16 protein-coding genes and 1 tRNA gene are annotated in these 25,808 nt (G+C 58.9%); 9 read left to right on the plus strand and 8 right to left on the minus strand.

Annotated elements, in window-relative coordinates; translation table 11 throughout:
• Nucleotides 1–118: 118 nt before the first annotated feature.
• Nucleotides 119–2,542: a DNA topoisomerase (ATP-hydrolyzing) subunit B gene (gene gyrB / locus QY316_03325; GenBank protein WKZ34068.1), complete on the minus strand. Its 2,424-nt coding sequence runs from the start codon at nt 2,540–2,542 to the stop codon at nt 119–121.
• A 201-nt stretch (nt 2,543–2,743) separates the two neighbouring features.
• Nucleotides 2,744–2,819, minus strand: a tRNA-His gene (locus QY316_03330).
• A 135-nt stretch (nt 2,820–2,954) separates the two neighbouring features.
• Here QY316_03330 and QY316_03335 point away from each other — a divergent pair.
• Nucleotides 2,955–5,642: a PD-(D/E)XK nuclease family protein gene (locus QY316_03335; protein ID WKZ34069.1), complete on the plus strand. Its 2,688-nt coding sequence runs from the start codon at nt 2,955–2,957 to the stop codon at nt 5,640–5,642.
• Nucleotides 5,620–8,937 (plus strand): UvrD-helicase domain-containing protein, encoded by a 3,318-nt coding sequence (locus QY316_03340; GenBank protein ID WKZ33453.1) that lies wholly within the window; start codon nt 5,620–5,622, stop codon nt 8,935–8,937. The genes QY316_03335 and QY316_03340 overlap by 23 nt, the downstream gene beginning before the upstream one ends.
• A gap of 230 nt (nt 8,938–9,167) precedes the next feature.
• Here the strand turns inward: QY316_03340 and QY316_03345 are convergent, their stop codons facing one another.
• Nucleotides 9,168–9,599, minus strand: coding sequence for a bacteriohemerythrin (locus tag QY316_03345; GenBank protein ID WKZ33454.1), 432 nt, complete (start codon nt 9,597–9,599; stop codon nt 9,168–9,170).
• A 276-nt stretch (nt 9,600–9,875) separates the two neighbouring features.
• On the opposite strand from QY316_03345, the gene QY316_03350 reads away from it, so the two are divergent.
• The 7 genes from QY316_03350 to QY316_03380 all read left to right on the plus strand — a co-directional run bounded on the left by QY316_03350 (nt 9,876) and on the right by QY316_03380 (nt 17,682).
• Nucleotides 9,876–12,368 (plus strand): PAS domain S-box protein, encoded by a 2,493-nt coding sequence (locus tag QY316_03350; GenBank protein WKZ33455.1) that lies wholly within the window; start codon nt 9,876–9,878, stop codon nt 12,366–12,368.
• A 19-nt stretch (nt 12,369–12,387) separates the two neighbouring features.
• Complete coding sequence (locus QY316_03355; GenBank protein WKZ33456.1) at nt 12,388–12,807, plus strand: response regulator; 420 nt, start codon at nt 12,388–12,390, stop codon at nt 12,805–12,807.
• A 5-nt stretch (nt 12,808–12,812) separates the two neighbouring features.
• Entirely contained in the window at nt 12,813–14,195 is a 1,383-nt protein-coding gene (locus QY316_03360) for a sigma-54 dependent transcriptional regulator (GenBank protein WKZ33457.1), read from the plus strand.
• A gap of 362 nt (nt 14,196–14,557) precedes the next feature.
• A complete protein-coding gene (locus QY316_03365) occupies nt 14,558–15,250 on the plus strand; it encodes a response regulator (GenBank protein WKZ33458.1) in 693 nt (230 codons plus the stop codon).
• The gene (locus tag QY316_03370) at nt 15,247–16,233 is read left to right on the plus strand and encodes an RNA polymerase sigma factor RpoD/SigA (protein WKZ33459.1); all 987 of its coding nucleotides are present in this window, start codon (nt 15,247–15,249) and stop codon (nt 16,231–16,233) included. Before QY316_03365 ends, QY316_03370 begins: the two co-directional genes overlap by 4 nt.
• A 274-nt stretch (nt 16,234–16,507) precedes the next feature.
• Nucleotides 16,508–16,930, plus strand: a complete 423-nt coding sequence (locus QY316_03375; protein WKZ33460.1) for a hypothetical protein — start codon at nt 16,508–16,510, stop codon at nt 16,928–16,930.
• 344 nt (nt 16,931–17,274) lie between these two features.
• Nucleotides 17,275–17,682 (plus strand): bacteriohemerythrin, encoded by a 408-nt coding sequence (locus QY316_03380; protein ID WKZ33461.1) that lies wholly within the window; start codon nt 17,275–17,277, stop codon nt 17,680–17,682.
• Here QY316_03380 and QY316_03385 read toward each other — a convergent pair.
• From QY316_03385 to QY316_03405, 5 genes are all read right to left on the minus strand, one after another.
• Nucleotides 17,660–19,540, minus strand: coding sequence for a hypothetical protein (locus QY316_03385; GenBank protein WKZ33462.1), 1,881 nt, complete (start codon nt 19,538–19,540; stop codon nt 17,660–17,662). The two genes, QY316_03380 and QY316_03385, sit on opposite strands and share 23 nt — an antisense overlap.
• An 8-nt stretch (nt 19,541–19,548) precedes the next feature.
• Complete coding sequence (locus tag QY316_03390; GenBank protein ID WKZ33463.1) at nt 19,549–20,121, minus strand: hypothetical protein; 573 nt, start codon at nt 20,119–20,121, stop codon at nt 19,549–19,551.
• Between the two features lie 8 nt (nt 20,122–20,129).
• On the minus strand, nt 20,130–23,846 hold the full coding sequence (locus QY316_03395) for a hypothetical protein (protein WKZ33464.1): 3,717 nt from the start codon (nt 23,844–23,846) through the stop codon (nt 20,130–20,132).
• Nucleotides 23,836–24,780: a class I SAM-dependent methyltransferase gene (locus QY316_03400; protein WKZ33465.1), complete on the minus strand. Its 945-nt coding sequence runs from the start codon at nt 24,778–24,780 to the stop codon at nt 23,836–23,838. Before QY316_03400 ends, QY316_03395 begins: the two co-directional genes overlap by 11 nt.
• Nucleotides 24,781–24,872: 92 nt before the next feature.
• Nucleotides 24,873–25,808, minus strand: a complete 936-nt coding sequence (locus QY316_03405) for a glycosyltransferase family 2 protein (GenBank protein ID WKZ33466.1) — start codon at nt 25,806–25,808, stop codon at nt 24,873–24,875.

Consider the following 25,808-nt stretch of genomic DNA (forward strand, 5'->3'; position numbering starts at 1 on the left):
GGTCCGGTGGATGCGAATGTGATGCATGAGGCTATTAGCTTTCAGAGTCCTCGCTGCATCCACCGGCTCTAAGAACCTTTTCACAAAAAGGTTCTCTCAAGAGTTTTTCAGTCGCCAGTTAAATGTCCAGGTTCGAGACCTCTAAGGCGTGTTTCTCGATGAATTCCCTCCTGGGCTCGACGATATCGCCCATGAGCTTTGTGAATATCGCGTCCGCCTCGACCGCGTCCTCGACCTTTACCTGCAGGAGCGCCCTCTTTTCCGGGTCCATCGTGGTCTCCCAGAGCTGCTCGGGGTTCATCTCTCCGAGTCCCTTGTACCTCTGTATGGAAAGGCCCTTTTTGCCGAGCTCTATCACGTGCTCGACAAGGCCCCTGAAGGTGAGGATCTCGGTATCTCCCTCGCCGTTCGTTACCGTGAAGGGCGGCTCGCCAGCCTCCTTGAGCGCCTTTGCAAGGGTCTTGAGCTCATGCATCTCGGCTGAGTGGAAGAGGTTCCTGTCTATGACCGTCTCGGTGGAGACGCCGTTACGCCTGGATAGGCACCTTATGGTGTATGAATCGTGCTCAGGGTCCTTCTCGTGCTTAAACGAGGGGAGGTTCTCAAGCGAAAGGGATTTAAGGTGCGCGGTCACGCCCTCTATTATCTTCCTGGCCTGGGCCTCGCTCTTCAGCGAATCCGGTCCAACGGAGTCGTTAAGGGCGAGCGCCTCTATGATCTCGGAGTCTCTGCCCCTTCTCTCTATCCGCGCTAGCCCCCTCCTCCACCTGGAGATGCTCTTAAGCATCGAAAGGAGGCCCTTTCCCTGGACCGGGGCCTTCCTGCCCCTGGGGACGATGGATATTCCGTCCTGGGCCTGCTCGAATATGAACTCCTCGAGCGCGGAGTCGTCCTTCAGATACCTTTCCTCCTTGCCGCGCTTCACCTTGAAAAGGGGCGGCTCGGCTATGTAGAGGTGGCCGTTCTCGGCAAGGGAGCGCATCTGGCGGTAGAAGAAGGTAAGGAGGAGCGTCCTTATGTGGCTCCCGTCCACGTCCGCGTCGGTCATGATGATTATGCGGTGGTAGCGGAGCTTGTCGGGCTTGAAGTCGTCGTTCCCGATGCCGCAGCCGAGGGCCATTACCATCGTCCGTATCTCTTCGTTCGAAAGGACCTTGTCGAAGCGTGCCTTCTCGACGTTCAATATCTTGCCCTTAAGGGGCAGTATCGCCTGGAAGCGCCTGTCGCGCCCCTGCTTTGCGGAGCCGCCCGCGGAGTCGCCCTCGACTATGAAGAGCTCCGAGAGGGCGGGGTTCGTCTCCTGGCAGTCTGCGAGCTTTCCGGGAAGGCTCGTTGAATCGAGAGCACCCTTACGCCTTATTATCTCCTTCGCCCTCCTGGCCGCCTCCCTTGCCCTGGCGCCCTCGACCGCCTTGGTTATTATCTTTTTACCGACCGTGGGGTTTTCCTCCAGGAACGTGGCCAGGACCTCGTTGACTATCATCTTTACATAGCCTTCGACTTCCGAGTTCCCGAGCTTGGTCTTTGTCTGCCCCTCGAACTGCGGGTTCGGGAGCTTTACGCTTATGACGGCCGTAAGCCCTTCCCTCACGTCCTCGCCCTGGAGCGATTCCTTGATGTCCTTGGTGAGGCCACGGTCGGTGGCGTAGCTGTTTATGGTCCGGGTGAGCGCGGACTTGAAGCCCGCGAGGTGCGTGCCGCCCTCGGTGGTGTTTATGTTGTTGGCGTAGGAATAGATGGTCTCGTTGTAGGAATCGGTCCACTGGAGGGCCATCTCCATCTGGACCGACTCCTTCTCGCCCGACATGTAGATGACCTTGTTGTGTATGGGGTTCTTGGACTTGGCGAGGTGCTCGACGAAACTGACGATGCCGCCCTTGTACTGGAACTCGTGGAACTTCTCCGACCTCTCGTCCTTGATTGTAATCCGTATGCCGGCGTTCAGGAACGAAAGCTCCCGCAGCCTCTGGGAGAGGGTGTCGAAGCTGAACTCGGTAGTCTCGAATATCTGGGCGTCCGGCTTGAAGGTTATCTGCGTGCCGGTCTTCTTTGTCTTCCCCTCGACGGCAAGGGGCTTTGTAGGCTTTCCGCGCTCGTACCTCTGGGTGAAGACCTGGCCGTCCCTCTTTATCTCCACTTCGAGCCACTCGGAGAGGAAGTTGACGACCGTCACGCCCACCCCGTGGAGGCCACCGGAGACCTTGTATGCCTTGTTCTCGAACTTGCCGCCCGCGTGGAGCTCGGTAAGGACCACCTCTACCGTGGGCTTCTTCTTCTCGGGGTGCATCTTTACGGGTATGCCCCTTCCGTCGTCGACGACCGTTACGGAAGAGTCCTCGTGTATCACCACGTCGATGTTCTTGCAGTGGCCAGCGAGCGCCTCGTCGACGGAGTTGTCCACTATCTCGTAGACGAGGTGGTGGAGGCCCATTGCGCCTGTAGAGCCTATGTACATGGCGGGCCGCTTCCTTACGGCCTCGAGCCCCCCGAGCACCTTAATGGATTTTTCGTCGTATGACGCGTTCGGGGATGGGGTTTCGATTTCGTCGGTCCGGTCTTTTTTCAATGACTATCTTCCTTTCTTCCGACATTCGGTCTAAAGCCCGGGAGTATAACCAGGGGCGGAAATTCAAACTCTAATTTTACCATGAAAAAAGGCATTTTTTCCAGAAAAAAGAGGGGACTCTCTGTGCCGGATAGGCTGGAAAACAAGTGAAAAATACAGGGGATTTCAGGAAAAAACTGGGGTGGACGAGGGGATTCGAACCCCCAACCCCCGGAGTCACAGTCCAGTGCTCTAACCGTTGAGCCACGTCCACCATGGATAGCGCTGAAACTAAGGAAGGTATCTAGATTTTTTAACACAAGGAGCCTGTAGTGTCAACACAAATGCTGGATATGGCGCGGGCTGATTCGGTTTTGATTTGGCGGTTTTTAATAGTATATTGTCCGTTATGGTAGACGAGCGCGTAAAAAGGCTCATAGCCTCCATGGAAAAGGGGGCGGTCGTCCTGACGGCGAACCTGAGGCTTTCGAGGCACTTAAGGGCCGCTTTCGACCGCGAGATGGCCCGTAGGGGGCTCCTTTTCTGGGCGAGCCCCGAGGTGCTTCCGCTTTCCTCCTGGGCGGCCTCTTTCTGGGAAGAGCGCGGCTCAGGGCCGGTATTGGGCAGCACCGCATCGCTTGCGCTCTGGGAAAGGACCGTTTCAGCCGGCGGCCCCGGAAACGGGGCTCTCGGGCCGGCGGTCATAAGGAAGTCCTATGAGGCATACGGGCTCATAAACGAGTACGGGATACGGCTCCCGGAAGAGATATACCTTACGGAGGAGGCCAGGGCCCTCAAGGGGTGGGCCGCCGCATATGAGAACGAGCTAAAAAGGCTCGGCTTCCTTGACGCATCCGGCATACCCGCAAGGGCCGCAGGGCTTATCAAAAAAGGCGGCTACGCGCTCCCGTCCGAGGTCGTGATCGCCGGATTCGATGATGAAATGAGCCCTGCTTTTTCCGGGCTCGTGCTTGCCCTCAGATCCGCAGGCGCCAGGGTCTCTTTCTGGCCGGGCGAGGACGCGACCGCGCCAGGGGAGGTCAGTGTAAGGGCCTACGAGAGCGAGGACGAGGAGGCCGAGCAGGCGGCCAGGTGGGCGCGCGAGGTCTTGAAACCCGGCATGAGGCTGGGTTTCATCGTGCCGGGGCTTGAAAGATACAGGGACGCGGTCTTGAGGGAGTTTTCCTCGGAGCTTTCCCCCGCGTCGGTCCTCCCCTGGGCCGGTGAAAGGGAGGTCTTCAATATCTCGCTCGGAATGCCCCTTGACCGCGAGCCCCTTGTAAGGTCCGCGCTCGACCTCCTTTCCATTGGAGAAAAGGAGGTCGAGCTCGATTTCATCAGCCGGGTGCTCAGGTCTTCTTATTTCACGGACGGGGGTTCGATCGAGTGTGCGAGGATAGACTATGCCCTGAAAGAAGATAACAGGTGCGCCCTTTCCGTCGAGGAGCTTAAGCAGATGGCAAGGCGCTACGGGGCCGCCGGTCTCGAAAAAAAGGCGGATGCCTGGGTCAATTGGTTAAGGGGTTCGCGGCAGAAGGACCACCCGTCGGGCTGGGCCAGGTCGTTTACCGACCTTTTAAGGAAAACGGGATGGCTATCGGGCATCAAGCTATCGAGTACCGAGTTCCAGGCACACAAGGCCTGGAACTCGCTGCTGGAGCGGCTTTCAAGCCTCGACGACATACTCGGCAAGGTGACCAGGGCCGAGGCCGCCCGGAGGCTTGCACTCCTTGCCGCTGAGACGATGCACCAGCCCGAGACCCCGGAGTGCAATATACAGGTGCTTGGCCTTCTCGAATCCTCGGGCCTGTCCTTTGACAGGACATGGATAATGGGTTGCCATGAGCACGCCATGCCCGGGGAGCCTTCTCCAAACCCCTTCATACCGGTCTGGGTGCAGCGGGAATACGGGCTCCCGCGCTCGTCGAGCGAACGGGAGTTGTCGTTTGCCAAGGCCGCTTTTGAAAGGCTTATCCGCTCGGCCCCTAATATTACAGTGAGCTATCCCCTGTTTTCCGATGAAAAGGAACGGAGGGTGAGCCCCTTTTTCAGGCCCTTCCCGGCAATGGACTCGAGGATAGAGGGCTCGTCGAGGCTCGAAGACCATGTTGCGGCAGGCCTGTCGGGAAGGCTCGAGGACGCGCCAGCCTGCGAGCCCCCCCCGGTCTCCGATGAGGAGAAGGCGCTCATCCGGGGCGGAACGCAGGTATTGAAAAACCAATCCCTCTGCCCTTTCAGGGCCTTTGCCATCCACAGGCTCGGCGCAAGGGCCATGCCCGAGGCGGAGCCGGGCCTCAAGCCGGAGGCAAGGGGAAGGGTGATACACGCGGCTCTCAAGCTCTTCTGGGAAAAGGTGGAGGGCTCGGAGCGGCTGAAGGAGCTTCATGATAACGGCGCGATCGACGGGTATGTCGAGAATATTGCGGACGAAGCCATGAAGGAGGCGAGAATAAAGCCCCCGTTCAAAAAACGCTTCTTCGAGCTTGAGAGGAAAAGGCTCGCATCACTCTTGAGGGGCTGGGTCGAAGTGGAGCTTAAGAGGGGGACCAGGTTCAGGGTAAAGGAGATCGAGGCCGAGAGGATAACGGATATCGGGGGCCTGGCCCTCCGGGGCAGGGTGGACAGGATAGACGAGCTCGAGGACGGAAGCGAATTGGTAATCGATTATAAAAGCGGGAAAGTCTCCCGCTACGACTGGCTTACGGAGAGGCCGAAGGAGCCGCAGCTCCTTATCTACAGCGCGGAAGGGAACTTCTCCGGGGTCTCCTTTGCCAGGCTCGTGCCCGGCGAGCTGAGGTTCGTAGGCATCTCCAAATATGAAGGGCTTCCGGGCATAAAGCCCTTTGAATCCGACGGCAACTTCAGGAAAAAGGCGGATGGGAAAGACTGGGACGGGCTGATGGCTTTCTGGAAGGCCGCCCTCGAGGGGCTCGTAAGGGATTTCATGTCCGGGCAAGCCCAAATCGACCCGAACGGCGGCGTTGCGGGGAACGAGAGCGCGTGCCGCTACTGCGAGCTTCCGGCGTTCTGCAGGGTCGCGGAGCTCCTGCCCGTTACGAGCGAGGAAGGGGAGGATGAGCTTAACGACGACCGATAGCGACATGCTCGCAAGGGAAAGGGCGCTCGACACTTCAGCCTCTTTCGCGGTGCAGGCGCCCGCAGGGTCCGGCAAGACAGAGCTCCTCATGCAGAGGTTCCTCGCGCTCCTCTCCGGGGTGGATACGCCCGAGCGCATACTCGCACTCACTTTTACGAGAAAGGCCGCCGGTGAGATGCACTCCCGGATAATCGGCGCCTTAAGGAAGGCCTCGGAAGGCTTTGTGGGCGAAAAGCCCCATGAGATGAAGACCATCGGGCTCGCGGCGGAAGCGCTTCGGCGGGACAGGGAACTGGGCTGGGACATCCTTTTGAACCCTGGAAGGCTCAAGGTGCAGACGATCGACTCGTTTTCATCCGTTTTGGCGAGGCAGATGCCGCTCCTTTCCGGGCTCGGGGACTATTCCATAACAGACGAGCCGGAAGAGCTGTATTCCAAGGCTACCGAGCGGACGATAGCCCTTGTCGAGGACGAAGGGCCTGACGGCGATTCTGTAAGGAGCGCGCTCGACCACCTCGACAACTCCGTAAGGGCGCTATCGGCAAGGCTCGTGATGATGCTCGGGAAGCGCGACCAGTGGCTCCGGCATCTCGAACGGGATATTACCGACGATGGGATGAGGGCCCTCCTCGAAGGCTCGCTTAAGAGGCTCGTGGAGGAGGAGCTTCGGAAGATAGAGGCAGGGTTCCCGGCGGGGCTCGAAGGCGCGCTGCTGCGCACGGCGAGGCACGCGGCAAAGAACATCGCAAATGAAAAGAGCGCTATCCCGGGCCTGTCCGGTCTCGAAAGGCTCCCGGGTCCGGTAGCGGAAGGCCTTCCGCTCTGGAAGGGCATACAGGAGCTGCTGCTTACAGGGAAGGACGAATGGAGAAAGCCGAAAGGCGTGAACGTGAAGCTCGGCTTCCCCAACGGCGACCCCTTGTCCGCTGCGATGAAAAAGGAATTCCAGGAGCTCCTTGAGTCCCTCTCAGGCAATGAGAGGCTCATGAAGGCGCTCGGAAGGGTGCGGGCGCTCCCCATCCCTGAATTCCCGGAAGAGGAGAGGGAGACGCTATTCGCGCTCATGCGGCTTCTCCCAATCGCGGAAAGGGAGCTCAAAAGGGTCTTTGCAGAGGCGGGGAAGGCCGACTTCCAGGCCGTCGCGCTCTCGGCCCTTGAGTCCCTCGGCACTGAAGGCGAGCCGACGGACCTCATGCTCGCGCTGGATATGAAGTTGCAGCACATACTCGTGGACGAATACCAGGACACCTCGCAGACCCAGCTCTCGCTCGTTGAGGCCCTCACGAGGGGATGGACAGAAGGCGACGGCAGGACCCTGTTCGTGGTCGGCGACCCCATGCAGTCCATCTATCTTTTCAGGGAGGCCCAGGTGGGCCTATTCCTCAGGGCAAGGAAAGAGGGTATAGGCCAGGTAAGGCTCATCCCGCTTACCCTCTCCCGGAACTTCAGGTCTTCAGAGCGCATAGTGGAATGGGTGAACCGGACCCTGGGCCCGGCCTTTCCCGCGGATGAGGACGTCTTTACCGGCAGAGTTGCCTACGCGCCGTCCGAAGCGGCAAGGGGGGCCGTCCCGGAGAGCGCTGTGGAGCTTACGCTTTTGCGTGAAAGGGACGACGGACTTGAGGCCGGACGAGTTGTTGCCATCCTTAAGAGGCTCCCGGAGAATGAATCAGCCGCGATACTCTGCAGGTCGAGGGCCCATGTGGACGGCATTGTCGAGGCGCTGAAGGATAACGGGATTCGGTTCAGGGCCAGGGACATAGACCCGCTTTCGGAGAGGCCCGTGATACTGGACCTGACGGCGCTTCTCAAGGCGCTCGAACACCCCCTTGACAGGGTGGCTTGGCTTGCGTGTCTCCGCGCACCCTGGTGCGGCCTTACCCTTTCAGACCTCCACTCTCTTTGCGTCGGAGATGCCTCATCGCCTGTCCGTGAGCTTGCCTCTGACGAGAAAAGGCTTGATGCCCTTTCCGAGGACGGAAGGAGAAGGCTTTCCGGGTTCGTTGAAAAGACCGGGAAGGCGCTTTCGCTTTGGGGCAGGAGGCCCCCTTCCGAGGTGCTCCGCGGCCTCTGGATCAGCCTCGGAGGGCCTGGAGCCGCCGGAGACGAGTGCGCCATTAATGACGCGAGGGAATTTTTTAAGCTCTTGAAGTCCGTCGAGGGGCCGAGCCGCGTTTCCATGGCCGAGCTTGAGAGGAGGATTGAAGACCTCTATTCCGGCGGCGGAAGCCAGGACGCCGCATTGGAGATAATGACCGTGCACAAGGCCAAGGGCCTTGAATTCGACAATGTAATAATCCCAGGGCTTGGAAAGGGTCCTCGGAACGAGGACAAGGGACTTCTCATCTGGCTCGAAAAGGATAAAGACCTCCTCTTTGCGCCCGGTCCGGGTACCGGGAAGGAAGGGTCGGTCATTTACGAATATTTATCCGGCATAATGAAGGAGAAGCGCGAACTGGAAGAGATGCGCCTCTTTTACGTTGCCGCCACAAGGGCCCGCAAATCGCTCCATCTCATAGGCCACATAAAAGAAGGCGAGGACGGGGAGATTGCTGCTACCCAGAGGTCTTTCCTGTCGAAGATCTCCCATGCGATGGGCGAAGGCAGGTTTATTGAAAGGAAGGAGGATGGCCCTTCTCCCGTAGCCGTTATCAGGCGGGCGGGGAATAGGCTACCGCTCTCATGGGAGCTGCCGGAGCCCGCCCCGCCGGTGCTCGTCGACAGCGCGGAAAGGGTGGTCGAGCAGACCGAGCCCGAGTTCTACTGGGCAGGCGAGGCAATACGCCACATGGGAACTGTCGTACACAGGTATCTTTGCCGCATAGCAAGTGAAGGGCTGGAAAAATGGGATAAAGGACGGATAGGTGGAGAGGAGCAGCGCCTTAAGGCCATGCTCCGCTCGCTCGGCCTCGGGGCCAGGGAGGCCGGGGAAGCCGCCAGGGAGGGCGTAAGGACGCTCCTCAAGGCTATATCCGACCCCAGGGGGCGCTGGATACTCTCGAAAAGGGACGGGGCGGGCACAGAGCTCCCGGTAACGGCGGTTCTTGAAGGCGGGATAACGCACATGGTCATAGACCGGACTTTCGTGGATGAGGACGGAGCGCGCTGGGTGATAGACTACAAAACCGGGGCGCACGAGGGCGGCTCGCTCGATGAGTTCTTCCGTAGCGAGCGCGAAAGGTACAGGCCGCAGCTCGAAAAATACGAGCGGGCGCTCAGAAAAGGCGGGGAGAAAAGAGAGATTAGAAAGGGGCTCTACTATCCTGCCCATGCGGAATTCTTAGAGGTAAAATAAGGCAATCTCTAAAAATTGATCTTTTCCCCGGACTCTGCGTAGTTACGGGAATAAAAATGCTCACATATTGTCATATATGCTCCGCTTTTTATTCCCGGCCTTCCGGGAAAAGCGGGAATCCCCAATTTTTGAGGTTGCCATAAAAAAGGCGCCCCTGAAAAGGGACGCCTTTAAATGTCTCGAAAAATGGATTGTGGATTTCTCCGTTCGCCTTGCTGCTCTTCCGTTTCTCAGCAGTTCACGACCACCTGCTGGTGCTTGAGTTCCTCTGCCCTGAGATATGAGCCGAGCGATTTGTCCATGTTCCCTATGTGGTTCATGAACCAGTCGATTATGCGCCTCTGCACCTTGAGTACGAGTGAGAGCCTGGCCCCGGTCTCGAATTCGCCCCTCAAGGCCGTAATCTCCTCGAGCAGTTTCCTGTGCTCTGCCGCGTGGGCCCTTTTCCCGGAGTAGCCTATCCGCTCCATCGCGGCCTCCTCAGCCTGGAAATGCCTTCCGAGATAGTTCTCCATGAACTCGTAAAGCTCCTCTATCTCTTCCCGCCCGCGCCCGTGCTCCATCGCGGCCACGAGCTTGGCAAACCTGGCGAAAAGCTCCCTGTGCTGCTTCTCCTGCCACCAGACCCCTGTAGAGAGCTGCTCTTTCCATCTTACCATCATGTGTTTGCCTCCTTGAGAATCCGGGCGTGAAAAAAAGAGACGGCCTTGTAAGGCCTTAATACCATATCGGATGCCCCGCGCCAGGCCTTTAGCGAAAAAGGATGTCCGGCAGTCCTTATGTAAGTAGCCGAATATCAAGATTAAATCGACCAGGTGCAGGGCCGGCGCCAGGTTTCTTGCGCTTGACAAAACGGAAAGGTACATAGTACCCTTTCTATGCTGGACGAACCCACAATGCTCCGGCCAAATATTCCGGCCAAAATATTCCGGTTTGATATGCTCCTTAAGAGATGGGTCCCCATCCTTGCGCTCCTGATCGCGCTCTCCGCGACTTTCCTGGTCTGGCGCGAGCTCTCAATTTCCGAGAGGGCCGGCCTCGCCCACCATACCGCATTGAAAGCCACTTCAGTAAAGGAAACCATAAGGGACGAAATGGTCCTCAAGGTGCAGGCCCTTGCAGAGCTTGCCCGGAGATGGGAGGCCGGGGCCGGTGCAGAGATAAAGTGGCAGGAGTGGGAAGATCTCCTGGCCGCGGAGCGCAAGCAGGGCCTCGCGGCGGTGGTCTTTACCCGCTCCGGCGGCGGGCCGGTTTTCAGGGCCGGCGAGGCGGGGATCAAGGCGATCGAAGACTTTAGCGCCCATGCGGAAGGGGTGAGCGGGGAGGGCGGCCCGGCCATCTCCGGGCCTGTCGAGTTTGAGGATGGGAGAAAGGGGTTCGTGGTCTCGGTGCCCGTGCGCGTAGACGGCATCTCAGCCGGAGCGCTCTCCGGCTTATTCGATTCACGGGATCTCTTCGGGGCGCTGTTATCCGGGAAAAGAGGCGAACTCCTCGGCTACTCCGTGGCGGTCTTAAGCGGCGCCACGGTCCTTTTCGCCGAATCCGGCTACATTGAGAGCGAGTGGACCAAGAGCCTTGAACTTAATATTCTGAACGCCGCCTGGACGGTAAAGGTGCGGCCCGGAGACGGCGTCATATCATCGGGAATCTCCGTCATACCGTCGGTCGTCCTCGGCATGGGCTCACTGGTCTCGGTTTTTCTCGCCTCCCTCATATATTTTGCCCAGTCGGCGAGGATAAAGGGCAAGAGCCTGGAAGTGGCCAACGAGATGCTCAGGGCCGAAATAGAGGAGAGGTCTGCGGCAGAGGAGGAACTGAGGAGAAGCGATGAGAAGTTCAGGGGCCTCGTCGAGACATCGAGCGACCTGGTATGGGAGCTGGACGAGGACTTCCGCTATACTTACGTAAGCCCGAAGGTCAGGGACATGCTCGGATACGGGGTGGAAGAGGTGCTTGGCAGGGCCCCCTGGGACTTCATGGAGCCCGAGGAGGCCGAAAGGGTCAGGGCCGAGTTCGAAATGGCGGCGTCGCAAAGGAGCCCGCTGGCCCTTTTCGAGAACGTAAGCGTGAGAAAGGACGGGGCCCGCGTCGTAGTCGAGACTAGCGGAGCGCCGGTCTTCTCTCCGAACGGGGAGTTCTCCGGCTTCAGGGGCGTAGACAGGGACATAACCGGGAAGAGGCTGGCCGAGGAGGACTTGAGGAAGAGCAGGGCGAACCTCGCGACCGCGCAGATGATAGCGCACATGGGGAGCTGGGACTGGGATATGATGAAAGGCGAGGTGTCCTGGTCCGACGAGATGTACAGGGTCTTCGGGGCCGAACCTGGCGGGCTCAGGCCCTCCTATGATTCCTTGCTTGGCCTCGCCCATCCGGGGGACAGGGAGGCCGTGAAGAGGAGCATAGACGAGTCGGTTAAAAACGGCGCAGCCTATTCGCTCGAGCACAGGATAGTCCTCCCTGACGGAAGCCTGAGGGTCGTCCATGAGCAGGGCGAGGCGGTCCTTGACGGGAAGGGAAAAGTCTCGCGGCTGGTCGGAACGGTGCAGGACATAACCGACAGGAAGAGGACCGAGGAGCAGCTTAACCTCTACCGCGAGCACCTGAAGGAGCTTGTGGATGAGAGGACCGCGGAGCTCAAGGAAGTGAACCAGAGGCTCGCTTTCGAGGTGGAGATAAGGAAAAAGGCCGAGAAGGCTATGGCCAGCATGAACGAGGACCTCGAGGAGAGGGCCCGCGAGCTCGAACGGGTGAATAAGGAGCTCGAGGCGTTCACATACTCGGCCTCTCACGACCTCCAGGAGCCGCTGCGGGTCATATCCGGCTATATACAGCTCCTCTCCAGGAGGTACAAGGGAAGGCTCGACGCCGAGGCGGACGAGTTCATCTCCTATGCCGTTGACGGGGTCGGGAGGATGCAGAGGCTCATAAACGACCTCCTCTCCTATTCCAGGGTCGGGAGGTTGAAGGCACTGAAGCCCGTCGACTGCAAGGAGGCGCTCGGTAGCGCGTCCGCGAACCTGAAGGCCCTACTAGACGAGAGCGGGGCGGTTTTGAGATACGAGGGGCTTCCGACCATCATGGCCGACTCGTCGCAGATAGAGCAGCTCTTCATGAACCTCATATCGAACGCCGTGAAATACAGGAGCGGGAAAACGCCAGTAATAACGATAAAGGCCTCGCAGAAAGGACGGGAATGGCATTTCTCCGTGAGTGACAACGGCATCGGCATAGACCCGAAATACTCGGAGAGGATATTCGAGCTCTTCCAGCGGCTCCACGGAAAGACCGAGTTCCAGGGGAGCGGCATCGGGCTCTCCATATGCAAGAAGGTGGTCGAGAACCACGGTGGAAGGATATGGGTGGAGTCCGCGCCGGGGGAGGGCTCGACCTTCCACTTCACCATACCTATAAGGGATGCGTCCAATGAATGACGGCCTCCGCGGACGTCCGATGGAAATACTCATGGTGGAGGACAACCCCTACGACGTCCGGCTTGCGATGGAGGCCTTCAGGGAAGCCAAGGTGGCCAATAGAATGCACCTGGCCGCTGACGGGGAGGAGGCCATCGAGTTCCTGAGGAGAAATGGAAGGCACCGTGACGCGCCGAGGCCGGACCTCATCCTCCTGGACCTGAACCTGCCGAGGATGAACGGCATGGAGGTCCTCTCCGAGATAAAGGCCGACCCGGAGACGAGGCGCATACCCGTCGTGGTTCTCACGTCCTCTGCCGACGAAAAGGACGTCATGGCCGCCTACGGGCTGCATACGAACGCATACATAACCAAGCCGGCGGACGTGGACCGGTTCATCATGATAGCCAAGGCCGTCGAGGACTTCTGGTTCTCGACCGCCAAGCTTCCGCCGGGGTGAGAGAGATGCAGAAGATAGAGATACTGCTAATAGAGGACAGCGACCCTGACGCGCGCCTCTTTAAAGAGATGCTCGCGGACTCGGGCTCGGGGGAAAGGTTTGTCCTCACCCGGGCCGTAAGCCTCTCTGAGGCCATGAAAAGGCTCTCCGAACGGCTGCCGGACGTGGCGCTCATGGACTTGAACCTGCCGGACTCCTCGGGGCTCTCTACCTTCCTTGCGCTCCAGGCCGCTTATCCGGCCATCCCGGTAGTGCTCCTTACAGGCCTTTCGGATGAGAACCTCGCGGCCAGGGCCGTGAGGGAAGGCGCCCAGGACTACCTGGTAAAGGGCCAGGTCGAGCCCGGGAACATGGCCCGTTCCATAATTTACGCGGTCGAGAGGAGCCTTTCGGAGAGGGCCGTAAAGAGCGGAAAGAAGGGGGGCGCTCAAGAGCGGGGCCTCTGCCCCGAGATGATAGGCGAGAGCGCGGCCCTCTCGGAGGTCAAGTCCCTCATTGCCATAATAGCCAAGACCTCCAGCACTTCGGTACTCATTACCGGCGAGACTGGCACCGGGAAGGAGCTCGTGGCGAACGCCGTACATTACTCGAGCAGCCGCCGGGAAGGGCCCTTCATAAAGCTCAACTGCAGCGCCATACCGGATACCCTCATGGAGGCCGAGATGTTCGGCTACGAGAAGGGGGCCTTCACTGACGCGCGCCAGGCTAAAAAAGGGCTCTTCGAGCTGGCCGACGGCGGCACCATCTTCCTTGACGAAATAGGGGATATGGACCTCCGGCTTCAGCCCAAGCTCCTGCAGGTGCTTGAGAACAGGACCTTCAGGAAGCTCGGCGGCGTCCAGGACCAGAGGGTGGACGTCCGCGTCATAGCCGCCACGAACCTGAACCTCTGGAACATGGTAAGGGAGAAGCGGTTCAGGGAGGACCTATTCTACAGGCTGAACGTGATGGTCGTGAGCCTGCCTCCCCTCAGGGAGCGAAAAGAGGACATCCTGCCTATAGTAAGGCACTTCCTTAAAGAGAACGGCGCCGGTCCAAGGCAAAAAGGCCTTAAAGACGGCGCTATAGACCTGCTCCTCGGGTATGACTGGCCCGGAAACGTAAGGGAGCTTAAGAACGTGGTTGAAAGGGCCCTGATACTCGCAGGGCCGGACGACATAGGCCCGGAGCACCTGAATATCAGCGCCCCGGCCCCGTACAATGCGGAGACCCAGCCGCCTGTCAAAGGCTACTCAAGCGAGATGACGCTCGAAGAGCTCGAAAAGGCCCACATCATGACCGTCCTCCAGAGGACCGGTTGGAATATCACCCATGCGTCAAGGTCGCTCGGGATTTCGAGGTTCACGCTCCGGGAAAAGGCTAAAAAGTACGGTCTTAGCAAGGAGTAATGGCAACCTCTAAAAATTGATCTTTTCCCCGGATTCTGTGTCAGTCCCGGAATAAAAATGCTCACATATTATCATATATGCTCCGCTTTTTATTCCCGGCCTTCCTTGACTGCGGGAAAAATCTCTAATTTTTAGAGGTTGCCTAATGTTAATAGCTCGCCGGTAATAAATTTACCACACCGATAAATAATTTATCGGCTCCACTGGTAAATTCCCTGCCATTTTTGTGCCCCAAAATAATACCCGACTGAATACCTTTCAATTCCTTATTCTTTTTCTCTGGCACGCTTGTTGCTATTTATTCCAGTGCGGAACGCACCTGTTCCGGCAACCCACCAAACTGGATTTACGCGGAGGCTCTCTTGAAGGCGCTCGTAGTCGACGATGAAGAGACGATGCTGGAGGTATGCTCGGAGATCCTCGAGTCCGCCGGTTTCGAGGTGAGACGGGCCCCGAGCGGGGAAGCGGCTCTCGGGCTCGTTCGAGAGGGATTGGACCTCGTGCTCACGGACATGGACATGCCCGGCCTGAACGGCATGGAATTTTACCGCAGGGCGGTCGGCCTGGACAAAGGCTTAAGGCAGAGGTTCCTCTTCATGACCGGGGGCGACAGGAAGGGGCTGGAAACGGCAAGCGCGGCCAACGCCCATTTCATAGTGAAGCCTTTCAGGGTGAAGGACCTTCTTGCCTCGGTAGAGCGCGTCATAACCAGCGCGCGCGTAAGCGGCAGGGCGGAGGCGAGGCAGACGATGCCAGGACGCGCCGTATCGGTTTCGGCGCGCGGCCTCGATACGGAGGCCTTTTCTGAGGACATATCCAGGCGCGGTATGCGGATAAGGTACCCGGGGAAGATGCTCGAACCCGGCTCGACCATCGGGCTGGCCCTTGCGGGCTTCTGCCTGAACCTCGTCAAGCAGGCGCAGGTGGTCTGGTCCGGGAATGGCGGTAAGGGCGGGTTTTCATCCGGGCTGCTCTTTACGATGCCGCTGCCTGATTCTGCGATAGTGGAACTGATTTTGGAGGGGCAGTACAGCTATGAAGGAGGATTGAGATGATGAGACAGGAAGTAAGGACGAGGAAGTCGGGGAACGGGGCGGCCAAGCCCTTTTACAGCGAAACGGGCCAGTCATGGCCCATGCCTTTTACGGAGGAGCCGTCCAGGGCGGGAGCGGCCGCGGCTGAAGTCGAGGGGAACGGGGCGGCATACGCGCCGACAGACTCCATAAGCATCTACTTCAGGGAGATAAAGAGGTTCAAGCTCCTCTCGGCAGAGGAGGAGCGAGGGCTTGCGAGGAGGATCGCCAGGGGAGACGCGGAGGCCAGGAGGAAGATGATAGAGGCAAACCTCCGGCTCGTCGTCAACATAGCCAAGAAATACGTCAACAGGGGGCTTCAGCTACAGGACCTCATAGACGAGGGGAACATAGGCCTCATAAAGGCTGCCGAGCGCTTCAAGGCCTCGATAGGCTGCAGGTTCTCGACCTACGCCACCTACTGGATAAAGCAGACCATAGAGAGGGCGCTCGCCAACAAGGGCAGCATGATACGGCTACCCATACACATCGTGACCGACATCTCGAAGATGGAGAGGGCGGCGAGGGAGTTCAGGGTCCTCTCGAACAGGGACCCGAGCGCCTCCGAGCTGTCGGAAAAAACCGGCCTTTCCGGGCGGTACGTTAAAAGGCTCGAGGTGATAAAGAAGCGGACGGTATCGCTCGAGTCCCAGTGCCAGGACGAATCGGACAGCAGCATCCTCGACAACCTGGAGGACGAGGCGGCGCCGGCCCCGGTCGAGTATATAGAGGAGTCGAGGAGGGCCGAAAGGGTGGCGAGCTGGCTGAGCCTGCTGGACGAGAACGAGCAAAAGATAATCAGCCTCAGGTTCGGCATAGGCGACTACGCCCCCAAGACGCTCGAGGTCATAGGCCGGAGGTTCGGGGTCACCAGGGAGCGCGTGAGGCAGATAGAAGAAAAGGCGCTCATGAAGCTGAGGGCAATAGCTACCGACCACGCGGGACATCCGTCTGACCTGCTTTAGGGCAGGCCGGCAGCCCACGGGATAATGCAGAGAATGGATTGGCATGGGGGTTGAAAAAAACCTGCCACGCAATCCATGATGTATTGCCAAATTGCGAAGACTATCCAAGTCGAGCAATTTGTGAGGCTTGGATTTGTCAAGTATCAGGATGGTGAAAAAGTCCCTCTGGAGTTTTCAACCCCGAGAGCCGTTTTCCGGTAGACAGGTAAGCATTCCAGGACGACACGGCAGCCTGAATCCGGCTGGTAAAGAGCGCCGGGAAAGGAGCGGCAGAATGATACGCGTCATGGTGTCGCTTGGAGACAGGCCGTATTCCGTTGAATTAATGGACCTCCTGGACTGCGCCGGGGGGATTGAAACGACTTTGGCTCCGGGTGGCGAAGAACCGGCTGGGGCAGCCCTCAGCTCCAGGCCGGATATCATCGTGGCAGACCCGGTAACCCTGCCTGGCATTCTCGGCTCGGGCTTTCCGGCAAGGATACTCCTCGTATACGGAGAGGGAGAAAAGCCCGCCCAGAACCTTCCCAACCCGCCTGTCTGCGGAATAATCAAAAAGGGGTCGGGCGGGCTGGTGCTGCAGACGGCCATAAAGGCGGTCGCAAGGGGTGTGGAGTGGGTCGAGGGCGCGCCCGGAGGCATTGAGGGCCTGAAGACCTCAGACGGCGGCAGCCCGGAAAAACAGGCTGCCCTGGCCTGATTCGCAGTCGCACGCTTAATTGATATAGAACGAATACGCCGCCATTGCCGCGATGCCGACCGCAAACAGGATCAGGACTTCGACGGAACCTTTCTGGTTTTTCATGCTGCGCGCTCCTTTTGAATGTAAATATTGAACGGTGCCGTTCCAGGCTCCGGCCCGGACCCAGGCCCCAGAGTGGCCTGGCGCCCGCCGCCGGGCCATTATACATACGGCTTCTTTTCGTGTAAAGGCCTATCCCATCCGCGCCGCCAGCAACCGGTTAAAGTACCGGGCAACGGCATCCGATAAGGTCTTGAAACCGCTAAATATCGGGTCCGCTGAGATCAATTCCCGGAGGGGTAATGGCGCTTTTTGAATGGAAAGAGGAGTTCAGTGTCAAGGTTGGGGCTTTTGATTCGCATCATAAGAGGCTGGTGGACCTCCTTGGCGCCTTGCACGACGCCATGGCGAAACGCAGGTCAGCCGAGGTGATAGGCGGCATACTGAAAGAGCTGCTCGCCTATACCAAGTACCACTTCTCGGAAGAGGAGAAGCTCATGACCTCGCTAGGCTATGCCGGTTTGCAGCAGCACAGGAAGGAGCATGTCTGGTTCACAGAAAAGGTCGCCCAATTCGCCCAAAAGCACCAGGAGGGCGGGCTCGGAGTCGGTATCGAGACCATGACCTTTCTCAAGAACTGGCTCATGGACCATATCCTCGAGACCGACAAGAAATACTCGGGCTTCTTTAATTCAAGGAATGTGAACTGATACCTGAACGGCGTCCGAATGGACTCATCCCGTCCGTCCCGGATTCGGACCGGCCCTCCCTGATTTCATACACGATTGTCGGGCCGAATTCATCTACCTTAATCAGCCGTTCCAGCACCTTCGAGAGGTCGGGCGGCCTGCCGTCGTTGTAGCCCTCCGGATAGAGCTTATCCCTCGGGGGCCTTGTTACCCAATCCATTGCCGCATACTCGTTTCCCCTCTCGTACTTGTGCCGGTGAAGCAGGATATATTTCACCCCCATACCGGCCAGCGCGTCAACCGTACGCGGGTCTGAGATATCGGCCACGCCTCTCAACCTCTTACCGTCTCCCGTGCTCCCGTTTACGAGCCTTTTTCCGTGCGCTCTTTGATGGAAAATGTACTCGTATGAGGTATACGGGTCATGGGGCGGGCCTATCGGGTACTCTACGACGGCGAAGTCGCCTCCTTGCCCGGCCAGAAAGCCATAAGAGTCAGGCACATCAACCCTGGTGACCCTGAACCCAGGGAATTCCGCGGACTCGACGGCCAGGACCATGCCAAGAAAACCGAGGAGGGCAGCCCTTTTTTTCGCGGAATTGGTACGGGCCAGGAGTTCCTTTATGCCGAAGGCCGCTAGCACGGAGACCCCGAGCCCGACGAACGCGCCGAGCCGGGCATAGCTCCTGAAATATGGAAAAAGGTGAAAGAGGTAGTATTGCGGGAGATACAACTTGTGCTCCGCCGAGACCTCTCTCGTGGCCGCGTCTACGGTAAATCCGCCGAATGGTATGAACGGCGGGCCCGAGAGGAGCGCGGCCGCAGCGGCCAGCACGAGAAAGGCGTATACATTTTTCCTGTCGCCATGTCCGGGAATGCGCCCGACCTTTTTGCACGAGACCCTGCATACGGCGTAAAGGCCGAGGGCCATGAGTGTCCAGCCCAGATATAGCGTGTGCTCGATGTACCTGTGCCCTTTTAGAGCGCCCAGGCCGAGGTCAGGGACGAATTGGCCCAGGAAGTAGTTGTGCCTCGAAGGGAGGAGGTAGTCGAGCGGCTTTGCCGAGAAGACGAAGAGGTCTGAAAGCGGGCGCGCCAGATCAAGAGTCCGTATCTCGGCCTCCGCCTTGCCGAGGCTCGTTAAAACCGGAAAGGCCATCGGAATGACGGCGGCGGCAAAGGCCACGGAAAAGGCGGCAAGGTTCACGGCTGCCGGGGCCAACGAGGCCCTTCCGGGCAGGCCCCATTTCAGGTTCATTGCGATAAGCACGGGCGAAAGGAGCGCGAAGAAGTAGGCGAAGTAAGTGCTGTCAACGAGGGCCAGCCCGAGCGCGAACCCGAAGGCCGCGTGGAGCCTCAAGCCGCCCTCCCTGAGCGTCCGGAGGAGGAGATATATGAGCAGCGGCGCCCAGAAGAGGTTAGGCTGGTGCGACATGAGGCGGACGGCATGCAATGGGGAAAAGGCGAAGGCAAGGGCCGAGAACATCCCTGCCCGCCAGTCGCGTACCAGGTAATTCATGAGCAGATAGGATGTGACGGCGAGGAGAGGGAAGCTCGATATCTTGATGATATTGTACGCGGCCACCTCGTCCGTAAGGAGCGTAAGCCCGAGGCCCGTGAGGTAATATGTGTAGAAAAAGGGCGCGTCCGACAGGTCGACCCCGGCGGGATACGAGCTGAACGCGTGCTCCCGGAAAGGGATGCCGTTCTCATACGCGAATCTGAACCACCAGAAGCTGTGGATGGAGCCGAGCGAGTCCCAGGGAAAACCGTAGAATGAGCCGGACATATCCGTTATCACCGGCCATGTATACAGCAGGGCCATGCATAGCGCGAAAAGGAAAAGAGCGGTTATGCGGACCGCCTCCGGGCGGCTCACAGGCGCACTCATCGCCCTTTGCCCGGGCTGAAAAGCTCGGTCGCGAGCCCTGAAAGCAGGAGAAAATATGAGACGTCAGCCAGGGTCTTCGCAGCCGGGTCATGCTGAAGGATTGCCAGCGCGCCGCAGGAGACGATGGATATGAAAAAGAGAAAGAAAAAGACGCCCGGCAGATCGGAGGCCAGCCTCCTTGCCTCGCGCGCCCATGCCGGAAAATTCTCTCCCGCATCCATGCCCGGGGCAAGCCTCGCAAACGCGGAGAAAGCCCATGAAAGCAGGGCAAACCAGGCCAGCGCGATATTGTGGACGAAGAGATAATGGCTGCCTTTCGGATAAAAGAAGGCGTTAATGGCCGCGCCGTAGATAAGGAATGGCATAAGCCTTTTAGAGAAAAACGGCCTTGAAAGGAAAAGGCAGGCGGCGCAGACCAGCAGGGCCTCGGGAAAGGAGGACTTGAGCGCGTCTCTCAATTCCATCGAGAGCGGGCTCAATGCCCTCATTATTTCCTTGTAGGTATTATAGGACAGGAAGAGGGAGAGGGCCAGGATGCCCAGGTCGGCTGCAAGCCTTCTAACAGGCATACGGGCTTTCATCGCTTTACCCTTCCGCCTGCAAGCGCAATCGCCAGCGCCGATATCAGACCGGCCGCGCTTATGAGAAGCCCGGCCTCCATCGCCATCTGCGGCCTGAACTCGATTATTACCGTAAACTCGCCGTCCCCGATTGCCTCGTCCGGCACGAGCCAGCCGTTCGCGTACCCGTTCGCGACGAAGTGCGTATCGAGCTCCAGTGCTCCGCGGCTTCTGAGCCGTTCTATCAGCATAGAGCCGCTGTCGCCATTGCCCGGCGCTGCCATATAGGCCCTCCACCCCGGGTGATAAGCCTCGAGGAACGCGAGCGCGAAGCCCTTGTCGGCCCCTTTGACATGGACCATGTGCCTCGCCGGGTTTATCCGCTCGAATCCGAGTTGCGGGCCTTTGCCCTCCGCGCCGGGTTCATCCTGGACGTTGACGGAGACTGAAGCGTTTGTAGATTCCGGCTCGATAGATATTGAGTATACTCCCGCCGAGCCCTTTTCAAAGACCTCTATGTGCTGCGTGCCTTTTCCCTGCAGGAAGGTCCCCTCATGGAAGCGCCCATCTCCGCGCGGCGTAAGACTGACCCTCGTGCCGTTCGCTTTGACAGCCGGCAACTCCCGGTCGAGCGCCCCGTTTCCTTTTTCAGAGTGCCTGGAGAAAAAAGCTATTGAGCGGAGACTGAAGCCTGGCCCCCCTGTCATCGCATTGGCGGGCCGTTTGTCATCAGCGCAATGGGCCATGAAACCGACTGCGGTCAGGTACGCCGTCCTTTGCTCCGGCATATGTGCCCGAAGGAGCGACAGGACATCCGTCCGGGACCTTTCGGGTTTTTTGGGCCTCCCGGCTGAAGCCCTGGCCGCGAGCGCTTTGCCAATGGAAGCGTCCGCTTTCCCGTCTCCGTCAGTATCCAGCATGAACGAGACCTCTATTCCTTCCGCTTCAATGGCATAGTCCATCGAGAAGACCGGATACCTCTCAAGGTCTATCCTGCCCACGTCCTTTGCAAAACTCGCAAGATAGCCGTTTACGCACTTGGCGCCGGGGGGGAACCCTATGCCCTCGGGCGAAACCGATGGGGGTTTTTCAATGCCGCCGTCTTCCGAAAGTCCGAGGTCCTTTCCGAGGACCGATGCGCGAAGGAGCCTGCCGAGGCCGAAAAGGGGACTGGCTTTATTTTCATCCAGGGGCCCCGGTTCCTTCAGGTATATCCGCAGATCGTTACTGCCCGGGAATAGGAGCACTTTTTTAAATTCCAAATCTACCGGGGCCGGCGCGCCTGATGGGGCGTTGGCGCTGCCTGCAGCGGCCTTCCTCCCGTTTATGTAAGCCCGTATCTCTTCAGTGTCGGAAAGCGGCATGACTGTGATGCCGAGGTCCGTAACGGCCACTTCCGCTGAATGGTTTATGACGTGTATCTGGCCGCCGCTCCTTAAGGTCCTGAAACGGCCGTCCGGAAACCGCGTGCCTGCTTCATCTTCTTCAGGCGCGTAGAGAGAGAGCAGTTTCCCGGGCTGGAAGCCTTGCGCCGCCGTTGCCGTAAAATCCTCATTGAAGGCGAACGCGCGGTATTTCGGCATCACGGAAACTGAGAGCCGGGCCTTTCCTGCGCCGCCCGGAAAGGATATTCTCTTGTATTCGCCCGGGTCAGTATCGTAAAAGACGCGGGTTACTGTGCCCCAGTTTGAACGAGAGATTACGTAGGAGCTGACTGCCGACCTGCTTTCAAAAGGAGGATGAGAGGAGTAGGATTTCATGTACATGGCATCCGAGGGTGCGAGCACGCCTCTGGCCAGGCCCGAAGCCTCTATCTTTTCGAGCACTGGCTGGGGCTGCTGAACCGAGAACGCGATCAAGGGCCTTTCATGGGAGCTTATAAATGAAAGGAGGGGAAGGGACTCCTCGAAATGCATCTCCTTCACAATGTCGAACCCCTCGGAAGCATATATCCGGGGAAGCCTTAGCGCGCCCTTGAGCCCGTATAGCTCTATGGGCCCGAAATCGCCGGTTTTTTCGATATGCGGCGAGTTCCTGACGAACCGGTACGCGCCCTCCATGTCTTCGGGCCTTTTATCATAGGAGCGGAGGAGCTTCGCGTCCGTGTCGCCGTGGAGGGTAACGTATTTAACGCCCCCGACCCTCATGAGCCACAGCCAGGCCTCGGGCGGGATGAATGCAAGCTCCGGGCTCATGGCTGAATCGAAAAGGGGGTTTACCCCGGCGCTCCCTGGATAGATTGGCCGGATTAGAGGCTTCCCGGACCAGAGGTTCAGGAACTGCCCGCCGAGGAAGCTCCTTTCCCATCCGTACGCGACAAACCAGTCCTGGCGGGTAAAGGCGGGCACGGCCAGTACCCTTGAGGCCTCTTCGTCATTCCTCAACGCGCTGCTCAGCTCAAGGTAATATCCGGGCACCTTGTTGAACTGTGACGACACGGCCTTTTCCCCGTTCTCAACGACCCTGCCGCTGAAGAACGGTTTTCCGTAAACGATTCCCGAGGCCGCCAGCATTGCCGCTACTCCGACCGCGGCCTTGAATGAGCGCGCGCGAGCCTTTTTGATTACAAGTCCGGCCCCTATCCCGATTAGGAGCGAAAAGGCAAGTACGGCTGCCAGCTCGAAATAAGCGGGGTTCCTGAAAAGCCTTGTCATGTACGGGTGCGAAAGGAATATGGCTTCCCCGAGCGAGTCGAAGGGGGCCTTGGTGCCTTTGGCCAGGAAAAGGGAGAGCGCGGCGGCCATGCCGGGGAAAATGGCCTTTTCCCTCCCTTCCCTTGAAAGGAAGGCGAGCCCGGCCATGGAGATGAAAAAAAAGAGGGCCGCGAGTGAAGCGGTCCTGTAATAGTCCGAGACCCACGGGAAGGAATTGGCAAGCTCCGGGATCGGGAGCATCATGAGACCGTTTATGAAGTCGAGGCCGAAGCCCCTCAGGAGGTCGGCATCCGAAAACCCCGGCTCAAGCCTGCTCGCGTACGCGTCGCCCAGGTCGAAGAGGAAAAGCCCCAGCCAGTACATGTTGACTGCCAAAAAGACCAGCAGGACGAGAGCCGTCCGCGCTGCCGTGCCTGCCCATTCGCGGCCTTCTCCGCGCATGAGGCGGCATGCCGAATATACCGCTATGAGAAAGAGCTGCAAGACGAAATACTGGAGGCTTGAGTAGCCCGGGGAGCCGAGGAAGAGGGCGGCAAGGGCGAAGAGCGCGATATTTTTCCTGAGAGCCATGCCGTTTATGACGCGCACCGCGATGGCGAGCACCACGGGCGCCCCGGCGTGGTAAGGAAGGAGGCGCGGGTTGAGGGGCTCTGTAGGCATTCCTGAAAAGATTATAGGGTTAAGCGTGTAGAACCCGGCGGCAACAAGAGACGGCGCTCTTCCGAGGCCGAGTGTGCGGGAAAGGAAGTAGACCCCGGCCATGCAGCCCGCGTAGCCCAAATAGAGGAAAAACGACTGCGCAAGGTGCGTATCCCCCAAAAGCCATGAGAGCGCCCCGGCATACAGGTAATAAAGAAAGCCGGCGGGCTCGGTATTGGGCCCGCCGAAGCCGCTGCTCTCGACCCACGCGAAAAGGTGCCCCGTCGAAATATCAAGGAGCCCTGCGGCGTCGGGCCAGGGATATACAGGGCCGTGCGCGAGCACGCTCCCTTTCGGAAGCCAGAATAGCGACGGCAGGGGAAGAGCGAGGATGAATGCGGCGGCGATGAGCCTCTTTTTCAATTCCCGACTATCGGGCATCGGATGGCCCCTTCCTCGCCTTTATCTGGAAGGAATCTCCGAGGCGGAAAAGGTTCAGCGCCTGCGCGAGCGCCTCGAGTGAGATGCCTACGAAAGGCCTGTAAAAAAAAGAGCCCGGCGTATACCTGCCGTTAAAGAGGTAATCGAGGCTCTGGGACCAGTTTGAGCCCGTGTATTTCAGGGACTCGGCCCTGAACCCGGCAGCCCGGAGCATTCTTATAAGGGCCTTTGGCGAGGGGACGAAAAAGTGCCTCGGCGTCTCGATTGGGGCCCATGCCCTCCCGAAGAGCTTTAGCCCGAGCGACCGGGCATTGGGGGCAAGGACTACGAGCTGGCCGCCGGGCTTTAGCATTTCGTGCGCGAGCGCGAGATACTCCCGTGGCTCTCTCAGGTGCTCTATCGAATGGCTCATGATGACGGCGTCGAAGTACCCGGAACCGAAGTGCCCGGCCCTGAGCTCGCCGGAAATCCCGTGGTGCCCCTTTCTTTTTACCAGCTCTATGGCCATTTCGCTTACGTCTGCGCCGTGCGTCTCCCATCCGGCCTCTTTCAGGAGGTCGAGGAGAAGGCCGAACCCGCAGCCGATATCAAGCACCTTGCCGCCAGGCACGAAATCCGGGATGCCCTGCACCCTGCCCCTGAGCGGATAGAGGAGGAGATAGGCGAAGCCGCGGCTTTTTCTGCCCGAGTAGAAAAGCTCTATGAGCTTTCTTTTGGCCCTGAGCTCGCTCGTGTTGCTCTCGTAGGTGGAATAATATGTTCCCTCCGGATAATACGCGCCGGGGTCGAGGGGGGCTTCCTTGAGGTACAGGGATGAACAGCCGGAACACTCGCGAACGGGGAAGGAGCCGGGCAGGTTATGGAGCCTGTCGAAGTTGATGAAGCCGCGGGAAGTCTCCTTCTCCCCGCAAAGAGGACAGCTCTCTACGGGCAAGGTTTTCTTATCTGAAATCAGAACGCCCATAAACAAACCAGCCGCGAAAAGGGCCTGTCAAAGGCAGCCTTCAGCCTGCTTCCTTTCCTCGATTAATATGGCCCCCGCCCCAGGTTCCATGCGAAGAAGTCCTTCACGCCCCGGAGCACCGCCAGGCCGCAGTCCGGCCTGCCTTTCAAGGTCAATACGGCCGAGCGGAGGGCTGAAATAAAAAGATAGTACGGCAGGAAATAAAGAAAGCTTGCGATGGACTTCTTGTAATACAGGAGCGCCACGTTCCTCGTGAGGTAATACCTCGCGTACGCGCCGCCCTTGCCCGACGTTATGCCGTAGAAGCCGCTCCCCGACTCGTGGACCACGCTTACCCCGGGGTTGTAAAGGGCATGGTAGCCGGCCCTCTTGAGCTTGAGCCCCAGGTCGAGCTCGTCGAAGTACATGAAGAACGATTCGTCGAGGGGGCCCAGTTCACGGAAGACCCGCACCTTCAGTGCGAAAACGGCCCCGTTCACCCAGTCGCATTTGGCGAGCCCGGTTGAGTCTTCGGGTATGTTCCTGCCCTTGGGGAACGCCCAGTGCCCGAGGAAGCCGCCCGGCATGACTACCGTCCTGACCCCGCCATTACGGTCTTTTGAGAGATGCAGTACCTTGCACCCGCATACGGCGGCCCGCTCGTCAGCCGCGAGAGGCGGTATGAGCCCGTCGAGTATGCCGCTTTCCACGCGGGCGTCGTCCGTCACCACGAGCATGTAGTCGAAGCCGTTTTCAATGGCCCGGCGGAGCCCGGCATTCACGCAGCCCACGTACCCCCTGTTCTCCATCGTGACAAGCGCAACGCCTTCGAAACGGCCGATTGCCTTATGAAGCTCAGCCGGGTCGGTGCCGCTGTCGACCACGACTGTTTCGACCGTCCGATTGCGCCGGTCGATGGAACGGATAAGCCCGAGGCATTCCTTTAGCCTCTCGGGGTTCCTGTAGCTCGGTATGCAGACGAGTATCCTTTCCCCCATGTTGTCCTTGCCGGAAGGCAC

The sequence above is a fragment of the Thermodesulfobacteriota bacterium genome (genome assembly GCA_030583865.1).
GTDB lineage: Bacteria > Desulfobacterota > GWC2-55-46 > GWC2-55-46 > GWC2-55-46 > UBA5799.

What these genes read in the sequence shown, in the direction of transcription:
- QY316_03380 (WKZ33461.1), top strand. Translation starts at nt 17,275, where the DNA reads ATGGCGCTTTTTGAATGGAAAGAGGAGTTCAGTGTCAAGGTTGGGGCT.
- QY316_03390 (WKZ33463.1), bottom strand. Translation starts at nt 20,121, where the DNA reads ATGCCTGTTAGAAGGCTTGCAGCCGACCTGGGCATCCTGGCCCTCTCC.
- QY316_03340 (WKZ33453.1), top strand. Translation starts at nt 5,620, where the DNA reads ATGAGCTTAACGACGACCGATAGCGACATGCTCGCAAGGGAAAGGGCG.
- QY316_03395 (WKZ33464.1), bottom strand. Translation starts at nt 23,846, where the DNA reads ATGCCCGATAGTCGGGAATTGAAAAAGAGGCTCATCGCCGCCGCATTC.
- QY316_03355 (WKZ33456.1), top strand. Translation starts at nt 12,388, where the DNA reads ATGGAAATACTCATGGTGGAGGACAACCCCTACGACGTCCGGCTTGCG.
- QY316_03350 (WKZ33455.1), top strand. Translation starts at nt 9,876, where the DNA reads ATGCTCCTTAAGAGATGGGTCCCCATCCTTGCGCTCCTGATCGCGCTC.
- QY316_03370 (WKZ33459.1), top strand. Translation starts at nt 15,247, where the DNA reads ATGATGAGACAGGAAGTAAGGACGAGGAAGTCGGGGAACGGGGCGGCC.
- QY316_03375 (WKZ33460.1), top strand. Translation starts at nt 16,508, where the DNA reads ATGATACGCGTCATGGTGTCGCTTGGAGACAGGCCGTATTCCGTTGAA.
- QY316_03345 (WKZ33454.1), bottom strand. Translation starts at nt 9,599, where the DNA reads ATGATGGTAAGATGGAAAGAGCAGCTCTCTACAGGGGTCTGGTGGCAG.
- QY316_03360 (WKZ33457.1), top strand. Translation starts at nt 12,813, where the DNA reads ATGCAGAAGATAGAGATACTGCTAATAGAGGACAGCGACCCTGACGCG.
- QY316_03335 (WKZ34069.1), top strand. Translation starts at nt 2,955, where the DNA reads ATGGTAGACGAGCGCGTAAAAAGGCTCATAGCCTCCATGGAAAAGGGG.